The 20,182-nt window shown below is 65.9% G+C and carries 17 protein-coding genes; 10 read left to right on the top strand and 7 right to left on the bottom strand.

What is annotated here, in order from left to right:
• Positions 1–6: 6 nt before the first annotated feature.
• Both hemB and yihA read right to left on the bottom strand, forming a co-directional pair.
• Positions 7–1,020: a porphobilinogen synthase gene (gene hemB, locus CAL18_RS17995; RefSeq protein WP_026639666.1), complete on the bottom strand. Its 1,014-nt coding sequence runs from the start codon at positions 1,018–1,020 to the stop codon at positions 7–9.
• Positions 1,017–1,640, bottom strand: a complete 624-nt coding sequence (yihA, locus tag CAL18_RS17990; protein ID WP_026639665.1) for a ribosome biogenesis GTP-binding protein YihA/YsxC — start codon at positions 1,638–1,640, stop codon at positions 1,017–1,019. Before yihA ends, hemB begins: the two co-directional genes overlap by 4 nt.
• Positions 1,641–1,855: 215 nt before the next feature.
• Between yihA and CAL18_RS17985 the strand changes: the two genes are divergently transcribed.
• From CAL18_RS17985 to ccsB, 3 genes are all read left to right on the top strand, one after another.
• Positions 1,856–2,557: a c-type cytochrome gene (locus tag CAL18_RS17985; RefSeq protein WP_026639664.1), complete on the top strand. Its 702-nt coding sequence runs from the start codon at positions 1,856–1,858 to the stop codon at positions 2,555–2,557.
• A gap of 114 nt (positions 2,558–2,671) precedes the next feature.
• Positions 2,672–4,756 carry a cytochrome c biogenesis protein ResB gene (locus tag CAL18_RS17980; protein ID WP_026639663.1) on the top strand — a complete coding sequence of 695 codons (2,085 nt, stop codon included), beginning with the start codon at positions 2,672–2,674 and terminating at the stop codon, positions 4,754–4,756.
• Between the two features lie 8 nt (positions 4,757–4,764).
• Positions 4,765–6,105, top strand: coding sequence for a c-type cytochrome biogenesis protein CcsB (ccsB, locus tag CAL18_RS17975; RefSeq protein ID WP_038852331.1), 1,341 nt, complete (start codon positions 4,765–4,767; stop codon positions 6,103–6,105).
• Between the two features lie 383 nt (positions 6,106–6,488).
• Here ccsB and lysA read toward each other — a convergent pair whose 3' ends face one another.
• Together lysA and lptM are read right to left on the bottom strand one after the other, a co-directional pair.
• Entirely contained in the window at positions 6,489–7,781 is a 1,293-nt protein-coding gene (gene lysA / locus CAL18_RS17970) for a diaminopimelate decarboxylase (protein WP_026639661.1), read from the bottom strand.
• Complete coding sequence (gene lptM, locus CAL18_RS17965) at positions 7,778–7,930, bottom strand: LPS translocon maturation chaperone LptM (RefSeq protein ID WP_231494570.1); 153 nt, start codon at positions 7,928–7,930, stop codon at positions 7,778–7,780. Before lptM ends, lysA begins: the two co-directional genes overlap by 4 nt.
• 55 nt (positions 7,931–7,985) lie before the next feature.
• On the opposite strand from lptM, the gene cyaY reads away from it, so the two are divergent.
• Positions 7,986–8,315 (top strand): iron donor protein CyaY, encoded by a 330-nt coding sequence (cyaY, locus tag CAL18_RS17960; RefSeq protein ID WP_026639660.1) that lies wholly within the window; start codon positions 7,986–7,988, stop codon positions 8,313–8,315.
• A gap of 24 nt (positions 8,316–8,339) precedes the next feature.
• On the opposite strand, the gene CAL18_RS17955 is transcribed toward cyaY, so the two are convergent.
• Complete coding sequence (locus tag CAL18_RS17955; protein ID WP_094797603.1) at positions 8,340–10,796, bottom strand: penicillin-binding protein 1A; 2,457 nt, start codon at positions 10,794–10,796, stop codon at positions 8,340–8,342.
• 114 nt (positions 10,797–10,910) lie between these two features.
• On the opposite strand from CAL18_RS17955, the gene CAL18_RS17950 reads away from it, so the two are divergent.
• From CAL18_RS17950 to CAL18_RS17940, 3 genes are read left to right on the top strand one after another with little or no spacing between them, the layout of a single operon-like run.
• On the top strand, positions 10,911–11,534 hold the full coding sequence (locus CAL18_RS17950) for a shikimate kinase (RefSeq protein WP_026639658.1): 624 nt from the start codon (positions 10,911–10,913) through the stop codon (positions 11,532–11,534).
• Positions 11,531–12,607, top strand: coding sequence for a 3-dehydroquinate synthase (gene aroB, locus CAL18_RS17945; protein ID WP_094818462.1), 1,077 nt, complete (start codon positions 11,531–11,533; stop codon positions 12,605–12,607). The genes CAL18_RS17950 and aroB overlap by 4 nt, the downstream gene beginning before the upstream one ends.
• Before the next feature lie 5 nt (positions 12,608–12,612).
• On the top strand, positions 12,613–13,755 hold the full coding sequence (locus tag CAL18_RS17940; protein ID WP_432759148.1) for a deoxyguanosinetriphosphate triphosphohydrolase: 1,143 nt from the start codon (positions 12,613–12,615) through the stop codon (positions 13,753–13,755).
• Between the two features lie 246 nt (positions 13,756–14,001).
• Here the strand turns inward: CAL18_RS17940 and CAL18_RS17935 are convergent, their stop codons facing one another.
• Positions 14,002–14,661 (bottom strand): glutathione S-transferase family protein, encoded by a 660-nt coding sequence (locus CAL18_RS17935; RefSeq protein WP_094818461.1) that lies wholly within the window; start codon positions 14,659–14,661, stop codon positions 14,002–14,004.
• A 155-nt stretch (positions 14,662–14,816) separates the two neighbouring features.
• Positions 14,817–17,675, bottom strand: a complete 2,859-nt coding sequence (gene uvrA / locus CAL18_RS17930; protein ID WP_026639541.1) for an excinuclease ABC subunit UvrA — start codon at positions 17,673–17,675, stop codon at positions 14,817–14,819.
• Positions 17,676–17,762: 87 nt separating this feature from the next.
• Here uvrA and CAL18_RS17925 point away from each other — a divergent pair, with 87 nt between their 5' ends.
• The 3 genes from CAL18_RS17925 to ssb all read left to right on the top strand — a co-directional run bounded on the left by CAL18_RS17925 (position 17,763) and on the right by ssb (position 20,145).
• Complete coding sequence (locus CAL18_RS17925; RefSeq protein WP_094818460.1) at positions 17,763–18,944, top strand: MFS transporter; 1,182 nt, start codon at positions 17,763–17,765, stop codon at positions 18,942–18,944.
• Between the two features lie 52 nt (positions 18,945–18,996).
• Positions 18,997–19,329 carry a hypothetical protein gene (locus CAL18_RS17920; RefSeq protein WP_141217788.1) on the top strand — a complete coding sequence of 111 codons (333 nt, stop codon included), beginning with the start codon at positions 18,997–18,999 and terminating at the stop codon, positions 19,327–19,329.
• Positions 19,330–19,641: 312 nt separating this feature from the next.
• A complete protein-coding gene (gene ssb, locus CAL18_RS17915) occupies positions 19,642–20,145 on the top strand; it encodes a single-stranded DNA-binding protein (RefSeq protein WP_026639544.1) in 504 nt (167 codons plus the stop codon).
• Positions 20,146–20,182: the final 37 nt, after the last annotated feature.

The following is a 20,182-nucleotide window of genomic DNA, read 5'->3' as shown; positions in this document are numbered from 1 at the left end:
AACGCCTTACTGCTGCTTGAGCAGCCTGGCGGCCTCGACGGCGAAGTAGGTCAGGATGCCGTCGGCGCCAGCGCGCTTGAAGCCCAGCAGGGCTTCCATCATGACCTTGTCGTGGTCGAGCCAGCCGTTGGCGGCGGCCGCCTTGATCATGGCGTATTCGCCGCTGACCTGGTACGCGAAGGTCGGCGCGCGGAAGGTGTCCTTGACTCGCCGCACCACATCCAGATACGGCATGCCGGGCTTGACCATGACCATGTCGGCGCCTTCCTGCAGGTCGGCCGCGACTTCGCGCAGCGCTTCGTCGATGTTGCCCGGGTCCATCTGGTAGGCCATTTTGTTGGACTTGCCCAGGTTGGAGGCCGAACCCACGGCGTCGCGGAACGGGCCGTAGAAAGCGCTGGCGTACTTGGCCGAGTAAGCCATGATGCGGGTGTGGATGTGTTGTTCGGCTTCGAGCGCCTGGCGGATGGCGCCGATGCGCCCGTCCATCATGTCGCTGGGCGCCACGATGTCGACGCCGGCGGCCGCCTGCACCAGCGCCTGCCGGATCAGGATCTGCACCGTGGGCTCGTTCTGCACGTAGCCTTCTTCGTCGATGACGCCGTCCTGCCCGTGGCTGGTGTAAGGGTCGAGCGCCACGTCGGTCAGCACTCCCAATTGCGGGAAGCGCTGCTTGAGCGCCGCCACGACGCGCGGGACCAGGCCGTCGGGGTTGGTGGCCTCGATGCCGTCGGGGGTCTTGAGCGCGGGGTCGATGACGGGAAACAGCGCCATGACGGGGATGCCCAGGGCGACGCATTCTTCGGCGGCTTCCAGCAAGGTGTCGGGCGAGTAGCGCACGATGCCGGGCAAGGAAGGCACCGGCTGGCGCAGGCCCGTGCCGTCTGCCACGAATACCGGGTAGATGAGATCGTTGACCGTCAGGGCGTGTTCGCGCACCAGGCGACGGGTGAAATCATCGCGGCGCAGGCGGCGCGGCCGCGAAATCGGGAAAGCGGGTGTAATGATGTGCGGCTTCATGGCACGACCTTCGGAGAAATCCAGTTTTCGATGTATTGGGTGGCTTCGGGCAGACCGATGCGCTCGGTGGCGGAAAACGGTACGGTATGCAGCGCGCCGATGTCGGCCAGGTCTTTGCGCACGGCGAACACGGTGCGTTGGCGTTGCCCGTACGGCAGCTTGTCGGCCTTGGACAGCAGGGCCAGCACCGGCCGGCCCGTGGGGGCGATGAAATCGGCCAGCCGGCGGTCGAGCTCGGTGACGCCGCGGCGAATGTCGATGATGAGCACGACGCCGGCCAGCGACTGGCGGTCGCGCAGATAGCCGCCGAGGATGTCGGCCCACTTTTCCTTTTCTTTGTGCGCGACCGATGCATAGCCATAGCCAGGCAGGTCGACAAGAAACCCCAGGTGCTGGTCGGGAGCCAGGGGGTCAGGCAGCCCGAACATGTTGATCAGGCGGGTGCGGCCGGGCGTCTTGCTGGAAAACGCCAGCCGGCGCTGGTTGCACAGCACATTGATGGCCGACGATTTGCCGGCGTTGGAGCGGCCGACGAAGCAGACTTCGGGCGCGCCGGGGGCGGGCAGCTGGTCCAGGCGGGCTGCCGAGATGACGAAAGTGGCGCGGTGCAGGAGGGACACGGATTGGGCCGATACGGTTGGTTGCGAACCCTATTGTATAATCGTGCGTTTGCAACAGTGGTCCCCCTGCATTGCATAGGCTTATTCCGCCCGTTGAAAGCAACGAACCGGCGGTATCAAGGGCCCGGAGCGAACATGTGTTCGCATCGGCATGGCATGGGGCAGGCATGGGGCGCCTTGGCGCCTTGATCGAGATCCGATCGTCGAGGTTTTCAATGAAGCGTGTGCTGTCCCGGATGTTGGTAGCAAGCGGGCTGATGCTCGGTGCGTCCGTAATTTCACCCAGTTTCGCCGCCGACGGCGCCGCGGGCCCGGCCAAGCCGGATGCGGCCAAGGGTGCCCAACTGTACGACCAAGGCGATGCCTCGCGCGGCATTGTCGCCTGTGCTTCCTGTCATGGCCCGGCGGGCAATAGCAGCATTCCCGCCAACCCCAACCTGGCTGCCCAGCCGCACGAATATCTGGTCAAGCAGTTGGCCGACTTCCAGACCAAGGAAGGCGCCGACAAGCCCCTGCGCAATGGCCCCGACGGCAATCCGTCGCCCATGACGCCCATGGCGCAGAACCTGACGCCCGAAGACATGCAGAATGTGGCTTTCTACCTGACTCAGCAGTCGCTGCAGCAGCCCGCCACGGCCGGCCACGAAGATCTGGTCGAACTCGGCCGCAAGATCTGGCGCGGCGGCCTGCCCGAGCGCAACGTGCCGGCCTGCGCAGCCTGCCACGGGGCCAATGGCGCCGGCATTCCCGCCCAGTATCCGCGCCTGGCGGGCCAGTTCCCCTCGTACATCGAAGAACAGCTCAAGCTGTTCCGCAGCGGCGATCGCGGCAATAACGCCGTGATGCAGGAAATCGCCGATCGCATGTCGGACGCCGATATCAAGGCCGTTTCCGACTACGCCGCAGGCCTGCGCTAAGCGCCTGTCTGGTCACGCGCGGCCGGCCCGCGCTGCATTACTCGCGCCACCCGGAACCGGATTCCGGGCGCGCTGTCATAAGGGGGGAAGCCGGTGCGCGGCCCCCCTTTTTTTATGAGCAAGACATTGCCTCCTTCCCGCCCCTTGCGCAGCCTGCCGACTGACCTGTTCGAGTTGCTGGGCTCGATGCGTTTCGCGGTAAGCCTGCTGATGTTCATCTGCGTGGCCAGCGTCGTGGGCACCGTGCTGGTGCAGAACCGGTCGTCCAGCACCTATATCGACCAGTTCGGGCCCTTCTGGTTCGAGGTGTTCGACAAGTTCTCGATCTGGCACGTTTACAACAGCTGGTGGTTCCTGGCGATCATGGGCTTTCTGGTCGTGTCGACCACCCTGTGCCTGATCCGCAACACGCCCAAGATGCTGCGCGATGCGCGCTCGTTCCGCGAGCATGTGCGCGCCAGCAGCCTGCGGGCGTTTCCCCATCGGGTCGAGATGCGCGATGCGGCGCCGGCCGAGCAGGCGGCCGGCGATATCAAGGGCGTGCTCGTCGGCCAGGGTTATGCGGTGCGCGAACGCCGCGACGGCGACGGCATCATGCTGGCAGCCAAGAAGGGCAGCGCCAACCGGCTGGGCTATATCTGCGCCCACGCGGCGCTGGTGATCATCTGCCTGGGCGGATTGCTCGACAGCGAACTGGCCGTGCGCCTGCAGGTCTTGCTGGCCGGCAAGCAGCCTATCGTCGAGAACATGCTGATTTCCGAGGTGCCGCCCAGCGGCAGGCTGTCGCCCGCGAACCCCAGTTTCCGGGCCAGCGTGCTGGTGCCCGAGGGCGGCCAGGCCAGCACGGCGGTGGTCATGGTGGGCGACGGCGCGCTGGTGCAACCCCTGCCGTTCACCCTGAAGCTGAAGAAATTCCTGATCGACTATTACTCCACCGGCATGCCCAGCCGCTTTGCCAGCGAGGTGGAAGTGGTCGACCCCGAAACCGGCAAGTCGTTCGAATCCACCATCGAGGTGAACGAGCCCCTGCGCTACAAGGGCGTCACCGTATATCAGTCCAGCTTCGACGATGGCGGAAGCAGCGTCACCCTCAAGGGCTACCCGCTGGTGGGCACCAGCGGAGCCACCTTCGATGTGACGGGCACGGTGGGCAAGCCTGCCGAGATTACCGCGCATGGCGCCGATGGCAGCCCGCGCAGCATGGCCATCGACATCACGGCGCTGCGGCCCATCAACGTCGAGGACCTGACCGGCGGCACGCCCAGCGGCAACCCGCTGACGCTGGGCGAACACGTGGCATCGGTGGCGGGCAGCGCGGCGGGCAAGAAGAACGAGAACCTGCGCAATGTGGGGCCAAGCATCGAGTACAAGCTCCTGGACCAGGCCGGGCAGGCGCATGAGTTCATGAACTATATGCTGCCCGTGGAGCTCGATGGCGCCGCGGTGTTCCTGGCGGGGGTGCGCAACAATGCCTCCGAGAACTACCGGTATCTGCGCATTCCGGCCGATGCCGACAGTTCGCTGGCCGAGTTCATGAACCTGCGGGCCGCGCTGGCCGATCCGGCCGCGCGTCGCGAAGCCGCGCGGCGCTTTGCCGAGCGCAACAGCCCGTCGCCTGCGGAACGCCCGGCGCTGCAGACGGCCGCCGAACGGGCGCTGCAGACATTTTCCCAGGGTGGGCTGCAGGCCATTGCGAACTTCCTGCAGGCCAATACGCCGCCCGACGACCTGGCGCGTGCCGCCGATGTCGTCATCCGGCTTATTGGCGTGTCGATGGCCGAACTGCGCGACGTGGCCCGGGAACGTGCCGGGCAGCCACCGGTGGCCACCGAGGGTGAGCAGGCCGAGCGCGCGGCACAGTGGTCGCGCCTGGCGGTCGCCGCGCTTTCTGACCTGCACGTATATCCCGCGCCGGTGTTCCTGACCCTGAGCGACTTCAATCACCAGCAGGCCAGCGTATTCCAGGTCAGCCGCACGCCGGGCAAGAACGCCGTGTATATCGGTTGCCTGCTGCTGGTGCTGGGGGTGTTTTCCATGTTCTACATTCGCGACCGGCGCGTGTGGGTCTGGGTCAAGCCCGCCGCCGATGGCGCAGGCAGCGATGTCCAGGCCGCCATGACGTCCCAGAAGCGTACACTGGACTTCAATCATGAATTCGAGCGCTTCAAGCAAGCGCTGCTGAGCCGCAACAGGCCCTGAGGTTTGCCATGTCCGTGATTACTTCCTCATCATCGTCCGATGCCGCCTGGCAGCCGCCGCTGTCGGCCACCGGTGACGCGCGCGCCGTGCGCGGCCGCCCCGACTGGACCGATATGGTTTTCTTCGTATTGCTGGCGGTGGGCGCGGGTTTTGCGCTGACGCGCTACAGCACCGCGATGGATTACTACGAGAAGATCATCCTGTGCGGCACGGTGTTGCTGGCGACCTGGATGGGCTGGCTGTGGCGCCCGCTGCGCCGGCTGATGATCGCGTGTGCACTGGCCGCAGGCCTGGCCGTGCTGCTGTACGGCAACGACCTGGGACGCGCCGAGCAGGTGTTCTTCCTGAAGTACCTGTTTTCGTCGCAGTCGGCCATTTTGTGGATGAGCGCATTGTTCATCCTGGCTACGCTGTGCTACTGGATCGGCATCTTCAGCCCCACGGCGGCGTGGCTGGGCACCGCCCTGACCTGGGGCGCGGTGTTCTCGGGCGTGACCGGCATGCTGGTGCGGTGGCGCGAGGGGCACCTGATGGGGCCGGACCTGGGGCATATCCCGGTCAGCAACCTGTACGAAGTTTTCGTGCTGTTTTCGCTGATCACCGCATTGTTCTACCTGTACTACGAGCGCAAGTACGCCACGCGCGCGCTGGGCGGCTTTGTGCTGCTGGTGATTTCATCGGCGACGATCTTCCTGCTCTGGTACGCCTTTACGCGCGATGCGGCGCAGATCCAGCCGCTGGTACCGGCGCTCAAAAGCTGGTGGATGAAGCTGCACGTGCCCGCCAATTTCATCGGCTACGGCACGTTCTCGCTGGCCGCCATGGTGGGCTTTGCGTACCTGGTCAAGCAGCATGGCTCGACGACTTCGTGGGTCAAGCTGGCGCCGTTGTTCGTGCTGGGCGTCCTGCTGTGCGTGGAACCCATCGTGTTCCGTACCGAGGGCGTGTCGGCCACCTGGATCATCTACTTTGGCGTGGGCGTACTGATCGTGGGCGGCATCTTGATGGGCCGCGCGCGTATCGCACGGGCGCTGCCTTCCCTGGAAGTGCTCGACGACATCATGTACCGGGCCATCGCCATCGGCTTCGCGTTCTTCACGGTGGCAACCATCCTGGGGGCGCTGTGGGCGGCCGACGCCTGGGGCGCGTACTGGCAGTGGGATCCGAAGGAAACCTGGGCCCTGATCGTGTGGCTGAACTACGCGGCCTGGCTGCACATGCGGCTGATGAAGGGCCTGCGGGGCCAACTGGCGGCTTACTGGGCGCTGGTGGGGCTGCTGGTGACGGGATTCGCGTTTTTGGGCGTCAACATGTTCCTGTCAGGCTTGCATTCTTATGGCGAGCTTTGAGGGCTTGGTGTACACGAAGGGTGTCTGACACCTTCGGAGTCAGACACCTGTGCGGCCGGGGTCAGACACCTGTGCGGCCGGTGTCAGGCGCCTGTGCGGCCGGTGTCAGGCGCCTGTGCGGCCGGTGTCAGGCGCCTGTGCGGCCGGGGTCAGACACCTGTGCGGCCGGTGTCAGGCACCTGTGCGGCCGGAGTCAGGCGCCTGTTTGGCGGCTTTCGGTGTCAGGCGCTTGGCGCGGATCCGTTCGGGCCCGGGCGCGCGGCGGGGCGCCCGGACGGCACCGTGAAGCAAGCCAGCCAAGGCGGCCTTCGACAACGCCGGGAAACCGCACGCAAGCTGCCCTGCTGACGCCCCAAAATGCTTTGGCCAGGATGGCCCGGCCATTACGGCAGTGTCGATTCGCCCCGCAGCAGATCATCCAGCGTTTCGCGCTCGCGCACGACGTAATGCCGCTGGCCGTCGACCATGACTTCGGCCGCTCGAGTGCGCGTGTTGTAGTTGCTGGCCATGGTCATGGCGTAGGCGCCGGCTGATTCCAGGGCCAGTACATCGCCCGCCTGCAGGGTGAGTTTTCGCTGGCGGGCCAGCCAGTCCGCGCTTTCGCAAATGGGGCCGACCACGTCGTATTCGGTGGGCGTGCCGTCGCGCGGCGATACCGGTTGCAGGCCATGGTAGGCGTCGTACAGGGCCGGGCGCAGCAAGTCGTTCATGGCGGCATCCACGATCGCGAAATTGCGCGCTTCGGCGTGCTTCAGGTACTGCACCGTGGTCAGCAGCACGCCGGCGTTGCCCACTAGCGAACGCCCCGGCTCGAGGATCAGGTGCAGGTGCGCCATGCCGCGCGCCTGCAGCCGATCGAACACGCGGTCGAGCAGGGCCTTGGGCGACGGCGGGATTTCGTCGGTATAGCGGATGCCCAGGCCGCCGCCCAGGTCCAGGTGCTGGATGGAGATGCCCGCGGCATCGAGCTGTTCGATCAGGTCGAGCAGTTTTTCCAGTGCGTCGAAATAAGGGCTGATATCCGTGAGCTGCGAGCCGATGTGGCAGTCGACCCCTACGACTTCCAGCCCTGGCAACGAAGCCGCCAGGCGATAGGCGTCCAGCGCCGATTCGATCGCGATGCCGAACTTGTTTTCCTTCAGGCCGGTGGAAATGTAGGGATGGGTGTGGGCGTCGACGTCGGGGTTGACGCGCAGGGACACCCGCGCGCGCCGGCCCATGGACAGCGCTACGTCGGACAGGCAGTGCAGTTCAGCCTGCGATTCGGCGTTGAAGCACTTCACGCCGGCCAGCAGCGCATCGCGAATTTCCCAGGGCTGCTTGCCCACCCCGGAGAACACGACCTTGGACGGATCGCCGCCGGCGGCCAGCACGCGCTTGAGTTCGCCGCCCGAGACGATATCGAAGCCCGCCCCCAGCCGGGCGAACTCTTTCAACACAGCCAGGTTGGAATTGGCCTTCATGCCATAACAGACCAGCACCGGACGGCTGCCGATGGCGTCGCTGTAGGATTGCCAGGCCTGGCGCAGCGCGGCGCGCGAATACACATAAAGAGGCGTGCCCAGTTGCGCGGCCAGCGTGTCCAGCGCCACGCCTTCGGCATGCAGTACGCCGTTCTGGTAATGAAAATGCGGATCGCCGGCCAGGATAGGCCGCGAGGAACTGTGGGGTGTCATGGAAGCGTTGCGGGAGCGGGGATTTGGGGCGGCGGGGGCGTGGTGGGCCCGGTCTGGCCGGATTCGGGCGGCAGGTACAGCGGGCCCTTGAAGCCGCACGCCGCGACCAGGCTGGTCGCGGCAAGGGTGGCTACAATGCGTAAGACCATGCGGCCGTGTGCCAAGTGGGACACTCGAAACTCCGTAATTCTTGCAGGTTCGATTATGACTGAAACCGAATTCCTTGCGTTGGTCGACCAAGTTCTGGACAGCATCGAAAGCCAGGCCGACGATTGGGCGGCGGGGCAGGACGTCGATATCGAAGCCAGCCGCAGCGGCAATGTGCTGACGCTGGTGTTCGAAGACGGCACCCACGTTGTGGTGAACGCCCAGACTGCCATGCAAGAGATCTGGGTCGCGGCCCGCACCGGCGGGTTTCATTATCGCTACGACGGACAACACTGGAACGACACCCGCGGCGGCCCGCAGCTGGCCGATGCGTTGTCGCAGATCTGTTCCGCAGCGGCCGGCGTGCCCGTCAACGTGAAACTGTAACGCCCGGGCCTGGCGCGGCGAGGCCTAGAAAGGGATCTTCTGCGACCAGGGCGTCTGCTTTTCAGTGTTCATGCTGGGCGACACGCGTATGCTGCTGTCGCCCCCGCCCACCAGTTCGTTCAGGAACTCGCCCAGCTGGTCGGTTTCGGCCGGCGTGGGTTCTGACAGCCCCAGCCGCGCCACCGCCTGGCCCGGGGGAAATTCCGAGAAATAAAACTCGCCGCGCTCGACCAGCAAGCCGTCGGGACGGGGCCGCTGCTTTTGTTCGGGCACGCCCTTGAGCATTTCGGCCATGTAGTCCAGCCAGATCGGCATGGCCACGCCGCCGCCTGTTTCACGCGAACCCAGCGACCTGGGCTGGTCAAAGCCCATCCAGGCCGTGGCCACCAGCGTGGGCGTGTAACCCGAGAACCACGCGTCGACAGATTCGTTGGTGGTGCCCGTCTTGCCGGCCACGTCCGTGCGCTTGAGCGTGGCGCGCGCCCGGGCGGCGGTTCCGCTGGTTGCCACGCCGCGCAGCATGTCGTCCATGACATAAGCCGTGCGCGGGTCGATGGCGCGGGCCGCCGCGTCGCCGGCCACGATGGGCTTGGATTGCATCAGCACCTTGCCGCTGCTGTCGGTGACGCGTTCGATCAGGTACGGCGCGATGCGATAGCCGCCGTTGGCGAACACGGCATAGGCGCCGGCCAGCTGCAGGGGCGTAACGGACCCCGCGCCCAATGCGAGCGGCAGTACGGCCGGCTGGCGCGTCTTGTCGAAGCCGAAGCGCGCCAGGTAGTCTTGCGCATACTGCGGCCCGATGGCTTGCAGGATGCGGATCGACACCATGTTCTTGGACTTGTACAGCCCCTGCCGCATGGTCAGCATGGGCTCGTAGGTGTTGCCGTAGTTCTTGGGGTTCCAGGCCTTGGAGCCCGTTTGTTCGGCCGTGAGCTGGAACGGCTGATCGGAGATCTGGGTGGCCGGCGTCAGGCCCCGTTCGAGCGACGCCGCGTAGACGAACGGCTTGATGTTGGAGCCGGGCTGGCGCCAGGCCTGCGTGACGCGGTTGAAGTTGCCCCGGTAGAAGTCGAAGCCGCCCACCATGGCGCGGATGGCGCCGTCTTGCGGCGACAGCGACACGAAGGCGGCTTGCACGGCCGGCATGTTGATGACTTCCCAGCCGTCGCCATATTTGTGGATGTACACCACCGACCCGCGCCGCAGCCGCTTTTCGGCCGAAGCCTTGTTGCCCAGCGAGCGGGCGACAACGCCCAGCGCTTTCTTGTCGGTGATGGAGATGACCTCGTTGGCGCTGCGCGCCACCTTGATTTCGGTGGGGCTGGCCGACAGCACGACGGCGGTGAGCAAGTCATCGCTGTCCGGATGCTTTTCGAACACGCCGTCCAGGAAGTCGTCCAGGGCCTGCGGGTTGTTCTCGATGCCCTCCGGCATGTCGAGCTGTTCTTCCGGACCCGGATAGACGGCGCGGCGCGTGTACTGCAGCACGCCTTCGCGCACCGCGCGATAGGCCGAGTCCTGGTCTTTGGCACGCACCGTGGTGTAGATGTTGATGCCGCGCGAGTACAGGTCGTCCTGGTAGATGCCGTAGAGCAACTGGCGCGCCAGTTCGGCGACATATTCGCCATGCACGGCATAGCCGCCTGCCGGCGTGCCTTCGGCGGCCTTGATGATGATGGGCTGCGCCTTGGCCTGCTGGTACTCGGCGTCGGTCAGGTACCCCAGGGAGTGCATGCGGCCCAACACGTAATGCTGGCGCAATTCGGCGCGGGGCCGGTTGGCGATGGGGTTGAAACGCGACGGCGCCTTGGGAATGCCGGCCAGCATCGCGGCCTCGGCGGCGGTGACTTGCGACAGCGGCTTGCCAAAATATGTGCGCGACGCGGCGGCAAAGCCGTACGCGCGATGACCCAGATAGATCTGGTTCATATAGAGCTCGAGAATCTGGTCTTTGGTGAGCTCGGCCTCGATCTTGAACGTAAGCAGCAGTTCGTAGAACTTGCGTGAATACGTTTTTTCGGACGACAGGTAGAAGTTGCGCGCCACCTGCATGGTGATGGTGCTGGCGCCCTGCGACTTGGACATGCTGAGCAGGTTGGCCAGGCCGGCGCGCACCACGCCGGCCCAGTCGATGCCGCCGTGCTGGTAGAAGCGATCGTCTTCGGCAGCCAGCACGGCCGACTTCATCACGTCGGGAAATTCGTTAAAGCGCAGCACGTTGCGGCGTTCTTCGCCGAACTCGCCGATGAGCACGTGGTCGCTGGTATAGACGCGCAGCGGCACCCGGGGCCGATAATCGGTCATGGCGTGCAGGTCGGGCAGGTTGGGCCACGCCAACGCCAACGCCATGCCGCCCAGCAAGACGCCACACAACGCCAGACCGCCCAGCAAAATGCCCGCCTTCACGAAGAACCGCAAAACAGGCGACCCGCTTTTGGGGGGTGGGGCTTTTTTAGAAGAATTCTGCGACTTGCTCATCGCGGCGATTTTACGGGCATCTGCAGGGGCACTCGGGCCAGGGTACCGCGTTTCTGTAACAAATTAGTTCAGTGTGGTAAGCGGGCAACTCGCCGGCGATGTGATAATGCAGGCATGAACGTATTGGAGCATACCGGGGCCGACCCGGGCGATACATCCGCCGGCAGCCCCTGCGCACCGGCCGAGGCCGACGCGCGTGTTGCGCTGCCCCATGACCTGCCGGTTTTTCTGGTGGGCATGATGGGGGCGGGCAAGACGACCATTGGCCGCGGGCTGGCGCGTGTGCTGGGCCGGGAGTTCATCGACCTGGATCACGAGCTCGAAGCGCGCTGCGGCGTGCGCGTGCCCGTCATTTTCGAGATCGAGGGCGAAGGCGGGTTCCGCAAGCGCGAGGCGGCTGCGCTGGACCAGTGCACGCAGCGGCGCGGCATCGTGCTGGCCACGGGCGGCGGGGCGGTGCTTGCGCCGGAGAACCGTCGGCTGCTGCGCGAGCGCGGGGTGGTGGTGTACCTGCGCGCCACGGTCGACGAGCTTTACCGGCGCACCAGCCGCGACCGCAACCGCCCCCTGCTGGCCAATGCGGACCCGCGCGGCACGCTGCGCGACCTGATGACCCAGCGCGAACCCTTATACGACGAGGTGGCCGACCTGGTGGTGGACACCGGCACCATGCCGGTTTCGCACCTGGTGAAGTCGTTGCTGCCCCTGCTGCAAGCCTACGAGAAGAAAATTCCATGACGGTTGTCGATGTCGATACCCCGGGAGGCCGCTACCCCATCCATATCGGGTCGGGCCGCCTGGATGCCCTGGACCAGTCCATTCCGGCCGACGCCACGGCCATTGCGGTAGTTACCAACCCCACCGTGGGCGCGCTGTATGGCGAGCGTGTCGAGGCCGCACTGGCGCGCACCGGGCGCCGCGTACTGCGTATCGAACTGCCCGACGGCGAGGCCCATAAAGACTGGCAGACGCTGAACCTGATTTTCGACGCCCTGCTGACGCACCGGCTCGATCGCCGCGCCGTGCTGGTGGCGCTGGGAGGCGGGGTAATCGGCGACATGACGGGCTTTGCCGCCGCGGTGTACATGCGCGGCGTCCGTTTCGTGCAGGTGCCGACCACGCTGCTGGCGCAGGTGGATTCGTCGGTGGGGGGCAAGACGGCGGTGAACCACCCGCTGGGCAAGAATATGGTGGGCGCGTTTTATCAGCCGGTGGCGGTCGAGATCGACACCGACGTGCTGCGCACGCTGCCGGCTCGCGAAGTGTCGGCGGGCCTGGCCGAAGTGATCAAGTACGGCCTGATCCTGGACGCGGAGTTCTGGAGCTGGTGCGAAACCAATGCCGCCGCGCTGCGCGCGCTGGATCCGGCCGCCCTGACGTACGCCATCCGCCGCTCTTGCGAGCTGAAGGCGCAAGTGGTGGGGCAAGACGAGCGGGAATCGGGCTTGCGCGCCATTCTCAACCTGGGGCACACGTTCGGCCATGCCATCGAGTCGGGCCTGGGCTACGGTGAATGGCTGCACGGCGAGGCGGTGGGCTGCGGCATGGTGCAGGCAGCCGAGCTTTCGGCCGATGTGGCCGGCTTTCCGCGCGCCGACGTGGCCCGGGTGCGCGACCTGGTGCAGGCCATAGGCTGCCCGATCGTGGCGCCCGACCTGGGCGGCGACCGCTGGCTCGAGTTGATGCAGGTGGACAAGAAAACAGAAGGCGGCGAGATACGTTTCGTGCTGATGCCGCGCATAGGCCAGGCGCTGACCCGCCCCGCGCCGCTGGATGCCGTGCGCGCGGTGCTGGCGCGCACCGTGCAGTGACCGCCATGGGGGTGATGCCGCAGATGGAAGACCTGGCTTGCTACGCATCGAACCCCATGGCCACCCGCGGACGGCGGCACCCCGAACCGCCTCCGCAGAACCGCACTGAATTCCAGCGTGACCGCGACCGCATCATTCATTGCACGGCCTTTCGCCGCCTGGAATACAAGACGCAGGTGTTCGTCAACCATGAAGGCGACCTGTTCCGCACGCGCCTGACGCACAGCCTGGAAGTGGCGCAGATCGCGCGAACGCTGGCGCGCAGCCTGCGTCTGTCGGAAGACCTGACCGAAGCCATTTCCCTGGCGCACGACCTTGGCCATACGCCCTTTGGCCACGCCGGGCAGGACGAGCTCAATGCCTGCATGCGCGAGCTGGCGCCGCATGCAGGCGGCTTTGAGCACAACCTGCAGAGCCTGCGCGTGGTCGACGAACTGGAAGAACGCTATGCGGAATTCAGCGGCCTGAACCTGTGCTTCGAGACGCGCGAGGGCATCCTGAAGCATTGTTCGGTGGCGCACGCGCGCCAGCTGGGCGAGGTGGGCGAGCGGTTTCTGAACCGCACCCGGCCATCGCTGGAAGCGCAGGTGGCCAACCTGGCCGACGAGATCGCCTATAACAACCACGATATCGATGATGGTTTGCGTTCGGGCCTGATCACGCTGGAGCAGATGCAGGAAGTGACCATCTTCGGACGGCATTACGCGCAGGTGGCCGAGCGCTATCCGCGCCTGGCGCCGCGTCGGGCGGTGGCCGAAACGGTGCGGCGCATGATCAATACGCTGATCGTGGACCTGACCGCCACGTCGCTGGCACGCATTGCGGACGCGGCCCCCGCAGACGCGGACGCGGTACGGCGCGCGCCGCCGCTGGCCGGCTTTTCGGACAGCGTGCAACGCGAGGCCGATGAACTCAAGCGCTTTCTGTTCGATAACCTGTACCGGCATTACCGCGTGATGCGCATGACGAACAAGGCGCGGCGCATTGTGCGCGAGCTGTTCGCGGCTTTTCTGGCCGACCCGCGCCTGCTGCCGCCCGACTATCAGCGTGACGAATTGGAGCAGGCGCGCGCGATTGCCGACTATATCGCCGGCATGACAGACCGCTATGCCATCCGCGAGCACAAACGGCTGTTCGAAATGGGGTGACGGCTTGGTGTCTGACACCCTTCGGGAGTCAGACACCGTCAGAGGAAGCACCGTCATGCAAAGTTGGTGTCTGGCTCCCGCAGGGTGCCTGACACCGCGGGGCGGCGCTCTGGAGCCCGGCAGCGCCTTGATGTCGTGGGTGTGGTGTCTGACACCCTTCGGGAGTCAGACACCTGGAACGGTGGTCAGACACCTGGAACGGAAGCCGGGCGCCTGAAAGTCAGCGTGTCGGGCACCTATGGCTTGTCAGCGGTGCGTGCGGTAGGGTTCGTCCGCGGGTACGAAAACGCCTTCCGCGCAGGCGTCGCGCGTCCATTCCTGCAGGGCGGGCAAGGCCAGTACGGCATCCATATAGTCGCGGGCCGGCCCTTCGGCCGGCACTGCGTAGGTGGTAAAGCGCGAGACGACGGGCGCGTAGAACGCATCGGCGATAGAAAACCGGCCAAATAAAAATGGGCCGCCCTGGCCGAACTCGGCCCGCGTGTCGCGCCACAGGGCCTGCACGCGCGCGATGTCGTCCTGCGCGGCGGAAAGATCCAGGCCCGGCAGGTGCGCCTCGATGTTCATCGGCATGAGCTGCCGCAGCTGGCCGAAGCCGCTGTGCATCTGTGCGGCCAGCGAGCGGGCGCGCGCCCGGGCGCGCGGTTCGGCGGGCCAAAGGGCGGCGTCGGGATGTTGTTCGGCCACATACTCGCAGATGGCCAGCGAATCCCAGACGGCGAATTCGCCATCCAGCAGTACCGGCACCAGGCCGGCGGGCGTCAGCGAGCTGAGGCGTTGCGCGAATTCGGGCGTGAAAAGGCCCAGTTTCTGTTCCTGGAACGCAATGCCTGCCGCGCGCAGGGCGAGCCACGGGCGCAACGACCAGGACGAGTAGTTCTTGTTGCCGATGATGAGGGTATACATGGCGATAAGAGGGATGGGTGCGTGGGTCGGGTGCGCATCGGTGCCTGACGCGCTTGGGATAGACGCCCGTGTATGCAGCACCGGCGCACGCGCCCCCGGCGGGTTCCGGGGCCGTTGGCGCACGAGCATCCGGGCCGGGTCGGCCCAGATGCAGTCTACTGCGGACCCTTGCGTTGCAACACCCGCCCAAGGTAATGGCCGGTATGGCTTTGTGGGCTGGCCGCCACATCTTCGGGCGTGCCGACCGCCACGACCCGCCCGCCGCCATCGCCGCCTTCGGGGCCCATGTCCACCACCCAGTCGGCCGTCTTGATGACGTCCAGGTTGTGTTCGATGACCAGCACCGTATTGCCACTGTCGACGAGCTGGTTCACGACCTGCAGCAGCATTTCGATGTCGCGGAAATGCAGGCCCGTGGTGGGCTCGTCCAGGATGTACAGCGTGCGCCCCGTACTGCGGCGCGAGAGTTCCAGCGACAGCTTTACGCGCTGCGCCTCGCCGCCCGACAGGGTGGTGGCGCTCTGGCCCAGGCGTATGTACGACAGGCCCACGTCGATCAATGTGTGCAGCTTGCGCGCGATGGCAGGCACCGATTCGAAGTATTCCAGCGCCTGTTCGACCGTGAGCTCGAGTACTTCGCTGATATTGCGGCCGCGATAACGGATTTCGAGGGTTTCGCGGTTGTAGCGTTTGCCGTGGCATACGTCGCAGGGCACGTACATGTCGGGCAGGAAATGCATCTCGACCTTGACCACGCCGTCGCCCTGGCAGGCTTCGCACCGGCCGCCCTTGACGTTGAAGCTGAAGCGGCCGGGGTCGTAGCCGCGCGAGCGCGCCTCGGGTACGCCGGCGAACAATTCGCGTATGGGCGTGAACAGGCCCGTGTAGGTGGCCGGGTTGCTGCGGGGGGTGCGACCGATGGGGCTCTGGTCGACACTGATGATCTTGTCGAAATGTTCCAGGCCGCTGATCGACGCGTATGGCGCCGGCTCGCCCTGCGCATTGTGCAATTGGCGCGAGACGGCGACGGCCAGCGTATCGTTGACCAGCGTGGACTTGCCCGAGCCGGACACGCCGGTGACGCACACCAGCCGGCCGGCGGGTATGCGCAGGTCGACGGACTTGAGGTTATTGCCGCTGGCGCCCTCGATGACCAGCCAGGGCAGGTCGTCGGTGATGGGGCGCCGCCCGGGCACCGGTATGGCGCGCCGTCCGCTGAGATACTGGCCGGTCAGGGACGCGGAGTTTTGCTGGACGGCGTCTGGCGTGCCCTGCGCAACCACCTGGCCGCCGTGTTCGCCGGCGCCCGGGCCCATGTCGACGACCCAGTCGGCCAGGCGGATCATGTCTTCGTCGTGCTCGACCACAATGACGCTATTGCCGAGGTCGCGCAGGTGCTGCAGGGTGCCGATCAGGCGGTCGTTGTCGCGCTGGTGCAGGCCGATGGACGGTTCGTCCAGCACGTACATCACGCCGGTCAGGCCGGAGCCGATCTGGCTGGCCAGGCGGATGCGCTGCGCCTCGCCGCCGGAGATCGTGTCGGCGCTGCGGTCCAGCGACAGGTAGTTCAACCCCACATTGTTCAGGAAGCTCAGCCGCGCCTCGATCTCGCGCACGATGCGCTGGGCGATTTCCTGCTTGGCGCCGGTAAGCGACAGCGCCTTGAACCAGGCCAGGCAGTCCGACAGCGGCATGGCCTCGACTTCGTAAATGGCCTGGCCGCGGCGCTCGTCGCCACGGGGTTCGTCGCCGATGAGCACATGCCGGGCCTCGGCGCGCAGCCGCGAGCCGTTGCAATCGGGGCAGGTCTTGATGTTGCGGTACTTGCCGAGCTCTTCGCGCACGGTGGACGAATCGGTTTCGCGCCAGCGGCGTTCAAGATTGGGGATGACGCCTTCGAAGGGGTGGCGCTTGACCGTGCCCCGGCCTTTTTCGTTCAGGTAGACAAAGGCGATTGCTTCGTCGCCCGAGCCGTAGAGCACCTTCTGGCGCAGCGCTTCGGGCAGTTCTTCGAAGGGCGTGTCGATGTCGAATTCGTAATGCGCCGCCAGGCTGGTGAGCAAAGAATGTGTAAAGGAGTTGCGGCGGTCCCAGCCGCGTATGGCGCCGGCCGCCAGGCTGAGCTCGGGAAACGCCACCACGCGCTTGGGGTCGAAGAAGCCGACCTGCCCGATGCCGTCGCACGTAGGACAGGCGCCCATGGGGTTGTTGAAGCTGAACAGCCGGGGCTCGAGCTCGGGCAGGCTGTGGCTGCACACCGGGCACGCATAGCGGCTGGAAAACACCTGTTCGCGCCCGCTGTCCATATCGAGCGCCACGGTGCGGCCATCGGCCAGCTGCATGGCGGTTTCGAAGCTTTCGGCCAGGCGCTGCTTGCTGTCGGGCCGCACGCGCAGGCGGTCGATCACGACGTCGATGTCGTGCTTTTCATTTTTCTTCAGCGGCGGCAGTTCGCTGATTTCGTGCATCTGGCCATCGACGCGCAGCCGCACGTAACCCTGGGCCTGCAGCGAGGCGCATTCGTCTTCGAAACTGCCTTTCTTGCCGCGCGCCAGGGGCGCCAGCACGGCCAGCCGGGTTTCGGCGTGCCACGCCAGCACGGCATCGACCATCTGGCTGACGCTCTGCGCCTGCAGCGGCAGGCCGTGTTCCGGGCAATATGGCGTACCCACCCGCGCGTACAACAGCCGCAGGTAATCGTGGATTTCGGTGATGGTGCCCACGGTGGACCGTGGATTGTGGCCCGCCGCCTTCTGCTCGATGGAGATCGCAGGAGACAGGCCCTCGATGAGATCGACGTCGGGCTTGTCCATCAGCTGCAGGAACTGCCGCGCGTAGGCCGACAGGCTTTCGACGTAGCGGCGTTGCCCTTCGGCGTACAGCGTGTCGAAGGCCAGCGACGATTTGCCCGAGCCGGACAGGCCCGTGATGACCACGAGCTTGTGACGCGGCAGGTCGAGCGAGACGTTTTTAAGGTTATGGGTGCGGGCACCCCGAATGCGTATCGCGTCCATCGGGCATTATGCGGATTCAAAGGCCAACTTGGTACTATAGCGCGCCGAGTACTTTCCCGTGCGAGGCATTGTCCTTACGTCTTCTGCATGCCCGCTGATACAAAACTGAAATTGACTTCGTCCGAGCGGCGTGCCAGCGTCGCGCTGGCGGGCTTGTTTGCCTGCCGCATGCTGGGGCTGTTCCTGCTGTTGCCGGTATTTGCGGTGGCCGCGGGCAGCCTGCCCGGAGGCGACGACCCGATGAAGGTCGGCCTGGCCCTGGGCATGTATGGCCTGACTCAGGCCTTCATGCAGATTCCGTTCGGCCTGGCTTCCGATCGCTGGGGGCGCCGCCCCGTGGTGGTGGCCGGGCTGCTGTTGTTCATAGCGGGCAGCGTCGTCTGCGCGCTGGCGCACGATGTATTCTGGATAACCATCGGCCGCGCGATACAGGGCGCGGGCGCCATTTCCGCCGCGGTCACGGCCTGGCTGGCCGACGCCACGCGCGATGCTGTGCGCACGCGCGCCATGGCCATGGTGGGGGCGTCGATCGGCTTGTCGTTTGCCCTGTCGCTGGTGCTGGCGCCGGTGCTGGTGGGCTGGTGGGGCCTGCCCGGGCTGTTCTGGACCATTGCCTGCCTGGGCGTGGCCAGCCTGGCCGTGGCGCGCTGGGTGGTGCCCGTGGTGCCGCGCAGCGAGGCCCGCAGCATGCAGGTCCGGCCCGGCGAAGTGCTGGCCCACCGCGACTTGCTGCGCCTGAATTTCGGCGTGTTCGCTTTGCACTGTACCCAGGTGGCGCTGTTTGTGGTGGTGCCGGCGCTGTTGGCGCAAACGGGGGGGGGGGGCACGCAGGAATTGTGGAAGGTGTACCTGCCCATCATCCTGGTCTCGTTCGTCTTGATGGTTCCGGTCATTTTTGTGGCCGAACGGCATCGCGCTCATCGTGCGGCGTTGCGTGCGTCGGTGGCCGGCCTGGCCGCGGTATGCGCGCTGCTGCCCGCCGCCAGCCACGGGTTCTATACGCTGGCCATCGCGATCACCGCGTTCTTCGTGGTGTTCAACATCCTGGAAGCCTTGCAACCGTCACTGGTTTCGCGCGTTGCGCCCGCCCAGTACAAAGGGCTGGCGCTGGGCTTCTATAACACCGCCCAGGCGGCGGGCCTGTTCTGCGGGGGCGCACTGGGAGGTTGGCTGGCCGCACGTGCGGGCGCCGACGCGGTGTTCCTGGGGGCGGCCGCGCTGGCGGCGGTGTGGCTGGCGGTGACGTGGGCATTGAAACCGCTGCCCTGACCGGCGTATGTTCGAAACTCAACCAAAAATTCAACCAGAACGGGAGTCATCCTTGCGTAAAGTTCATCTTGGGGCCGCCGTGGCCTGCGCTGTTGCCGTTACGTTTGCGGGCGCGTCTTTTGCACAAGACATCGCGACACAGGTGAAGGTGGCGCAGTTCGGCGGCCAGATGCACGCCGTGGCCCAGAAATGCGGCGGCTACACCCAGGCGCAGCTCGACAGCTTGAAGGCGCAGCAGCGGGCCGCGATTGCGGGCATGTCGGCGTCGGACTTCGACGCGGCTTTCAACGACGGGCTGGAACAGGCACGCCAGCGCATTGCGTCCGGCACGCCCGAGCAGATTGCCCAGATGTGCAAGACGCTGCCGTCGCTGATCAAGCCCTGACCCGCAGAGACGGTATTTTCCCTGATGCAGGCGCGGGATGTTCCGGACACCCGCCCCTCTTGCCTGCCAGGGCGGCCTTGAGCATTCTATGCACAAGGATGCGGCAGGCGCTGCCAACCCGGTAGAATTGAAGTTATTGCGCGGTATCCGGCAGGCACCGCCAGCCAGCACCTGCCGCAGGGTCGACCCGGCGGTGTGCAGTTATTAACCATAGGCCACCGGACGGCGGGGCGCAGGCTCCTGTCCGGCAGGCTTGATCAATTACGTTTACCCGGTTGCAAGCTACGGCTGCCGGGCAAGAGGACACTCGCCATGGCATCGGTCAATAAAGTCATACTCGTCGGCAACCTGGGGCGCGACCCCGAAGTGCGCTACAGCCCCGATGGTGCGGCGATCTGCAATGTATCCATCGCCACGACGTCGCAATGGAAGGACAAGGCCAGCGGCGAACGCCGCGAAGAAACGGAATGGCACCGGGTGGTCATGTATAACCGCCTGGCCGAGATCGCCGGCGAATACCTGAAGAAAGGCCGTTCGGTGTATATCGAGGGCCGCCTGAAAACCCGCAAGTGGCAAGACAAGGAAACGGGCGCCGACCGCTACAGCACCGAAATCGTGGCCGACCAGATGCAGATGCTGGGCGGCCGCGACAGCGGCGACAGCAGCTATGGCGGCGGTGGCGGCTACGAAGACGCGCCGCGCCAGCAGCGCGCCCCGGCCCAGCGTCCGCCCGCGCAACGCCCAGCTCCCGCGGCCGCGCCGGCTGCGGGCGGCGCCGCCAATCTGGCGGACATGGACGACGATATTCCGTTCTGATTCCCCGCCAGCCGGCCCCGTGGCCGCCAGGCCCATC

This window comes from Bordetella genomosp. 7 (assembly GCF_002261415.1).
In the GTDB taxonomy this organism is placed as follows: Bacteria; Pseudomonadota; Gammaproteobacteria; order Burkholderiales; family Burkholderiaceae_B; genus Bordetella_A.
The sequence above is the reverse complement of the archived record's forward strand: the minus strand, read 5'-3'. Positions and strand labels throughout refer to the sequence as shown.

Excerpts from the sequence above, each read along its gene's own strand:
- CAL18_RS17985 (WP_026639664.1), top strand. The coding sequence starts at position 1,856 with ATGAAGCGTGTGCTGTCCCGGATGTTGGTAGCAAGCGGGCTGATGCTC.
- ssb (WP_026639544.1), top strand. The coding sequence starts at position 19,642 with ATGGCATCGGTCAATAAAGTCATACTCGTCGGCAACCTGGGGCGCGAC.
- hemB (WP_026639666.1), bottom strand. The coding sequence starts at position 1,020 with ATGAAGCCGCACATCATTACACCCGCTTTCCCGATTTCGCGGCCGCGC.
- CAL18_RS17950 (WP_026639658.1), top strand. The coding sequence starts at position 10,911 with ATGAACGTATTGGAGCATACCGGGGCCGACCCGGGCGATACATCCGCC.
- CAL18_RS17955 (WP_094797603.1), bottom strand. The coding sequence starts at position 10,796 with ATGAGCAAGTCGCAGAATTCTTCTAAAAAAGCCCCACCCCCCAAAAGC.
- cyaY (WP_026639660.1), top strand. The coding sequence starts at position 7,986 with ATGACTGAAACCGAATTCCTTGCGTTGGTCGACCAAGTTCTGGACAGC.
- aroB (WP_094818462.1), top strand. The coding sequence starts at position 11,531 with ATGACGGTTGTCGATGTCGATACCCCGGGAGGCCGCTACCCCATCCAT.
- ccsB (WP_038852331.1), top strand. The coding sequence starts at position 4,765 with ATGTCCGTGATTACTTCCTCATCATCGTCCGATGCCGCCTGGCAGCCG.
- lysA (WP_026639661.1), bottom strand. The coding sequence starts at position 7,781 with ATGACACCCCACAGTTCCTCGCGGCCTATCCTGGCCGGCGATCCGCAT.
- lptM (WP_231494570.1), bottom strand. The coding sequence starts at position 7,930 with ATGGTCTTACGCATTGTAGCCACCCTTGCCGCGACCAGCCTGGTCGCG.
- CAL18_RS17940 (WP_432759148.1), top strand. The coding sequence starts at position 12,613 with ATGGGGGTGATGCCGCAGATGGAAGACCTGGCTTGCTACGCATCGAAC.
- CAL18_RS17980 (WP_026639663.1), top strand. The coding sequence starts at position 2,672 with ATGAGCAAGACATTGCCTCCTTCCCGCCCCTTGCGCAGCCTGCCGACT.
- CAL18_RS17925 (WP_094818460.1), top strand. The coding sequence starts at position 17,763 with ATGCCCGCTGATACAAAACTGAAATTGACTTCGTCCGAGCGGCGTGCC.
- CAL18_RS17935 (WP_094818461.1), bottom strand. The coding sequence starts at position 14,661 with ATGTATACCCTCATCATCGGCAACAAGAACTACTCGTCCTGGTCGTTG.
- uvrA (WP_026639541.1), bottom strand. The coding sequence starts at position 17,675 with ATGGACGCGATACGCATTCGGGGTGCCCGCACCCATAACCTTAAAAAC.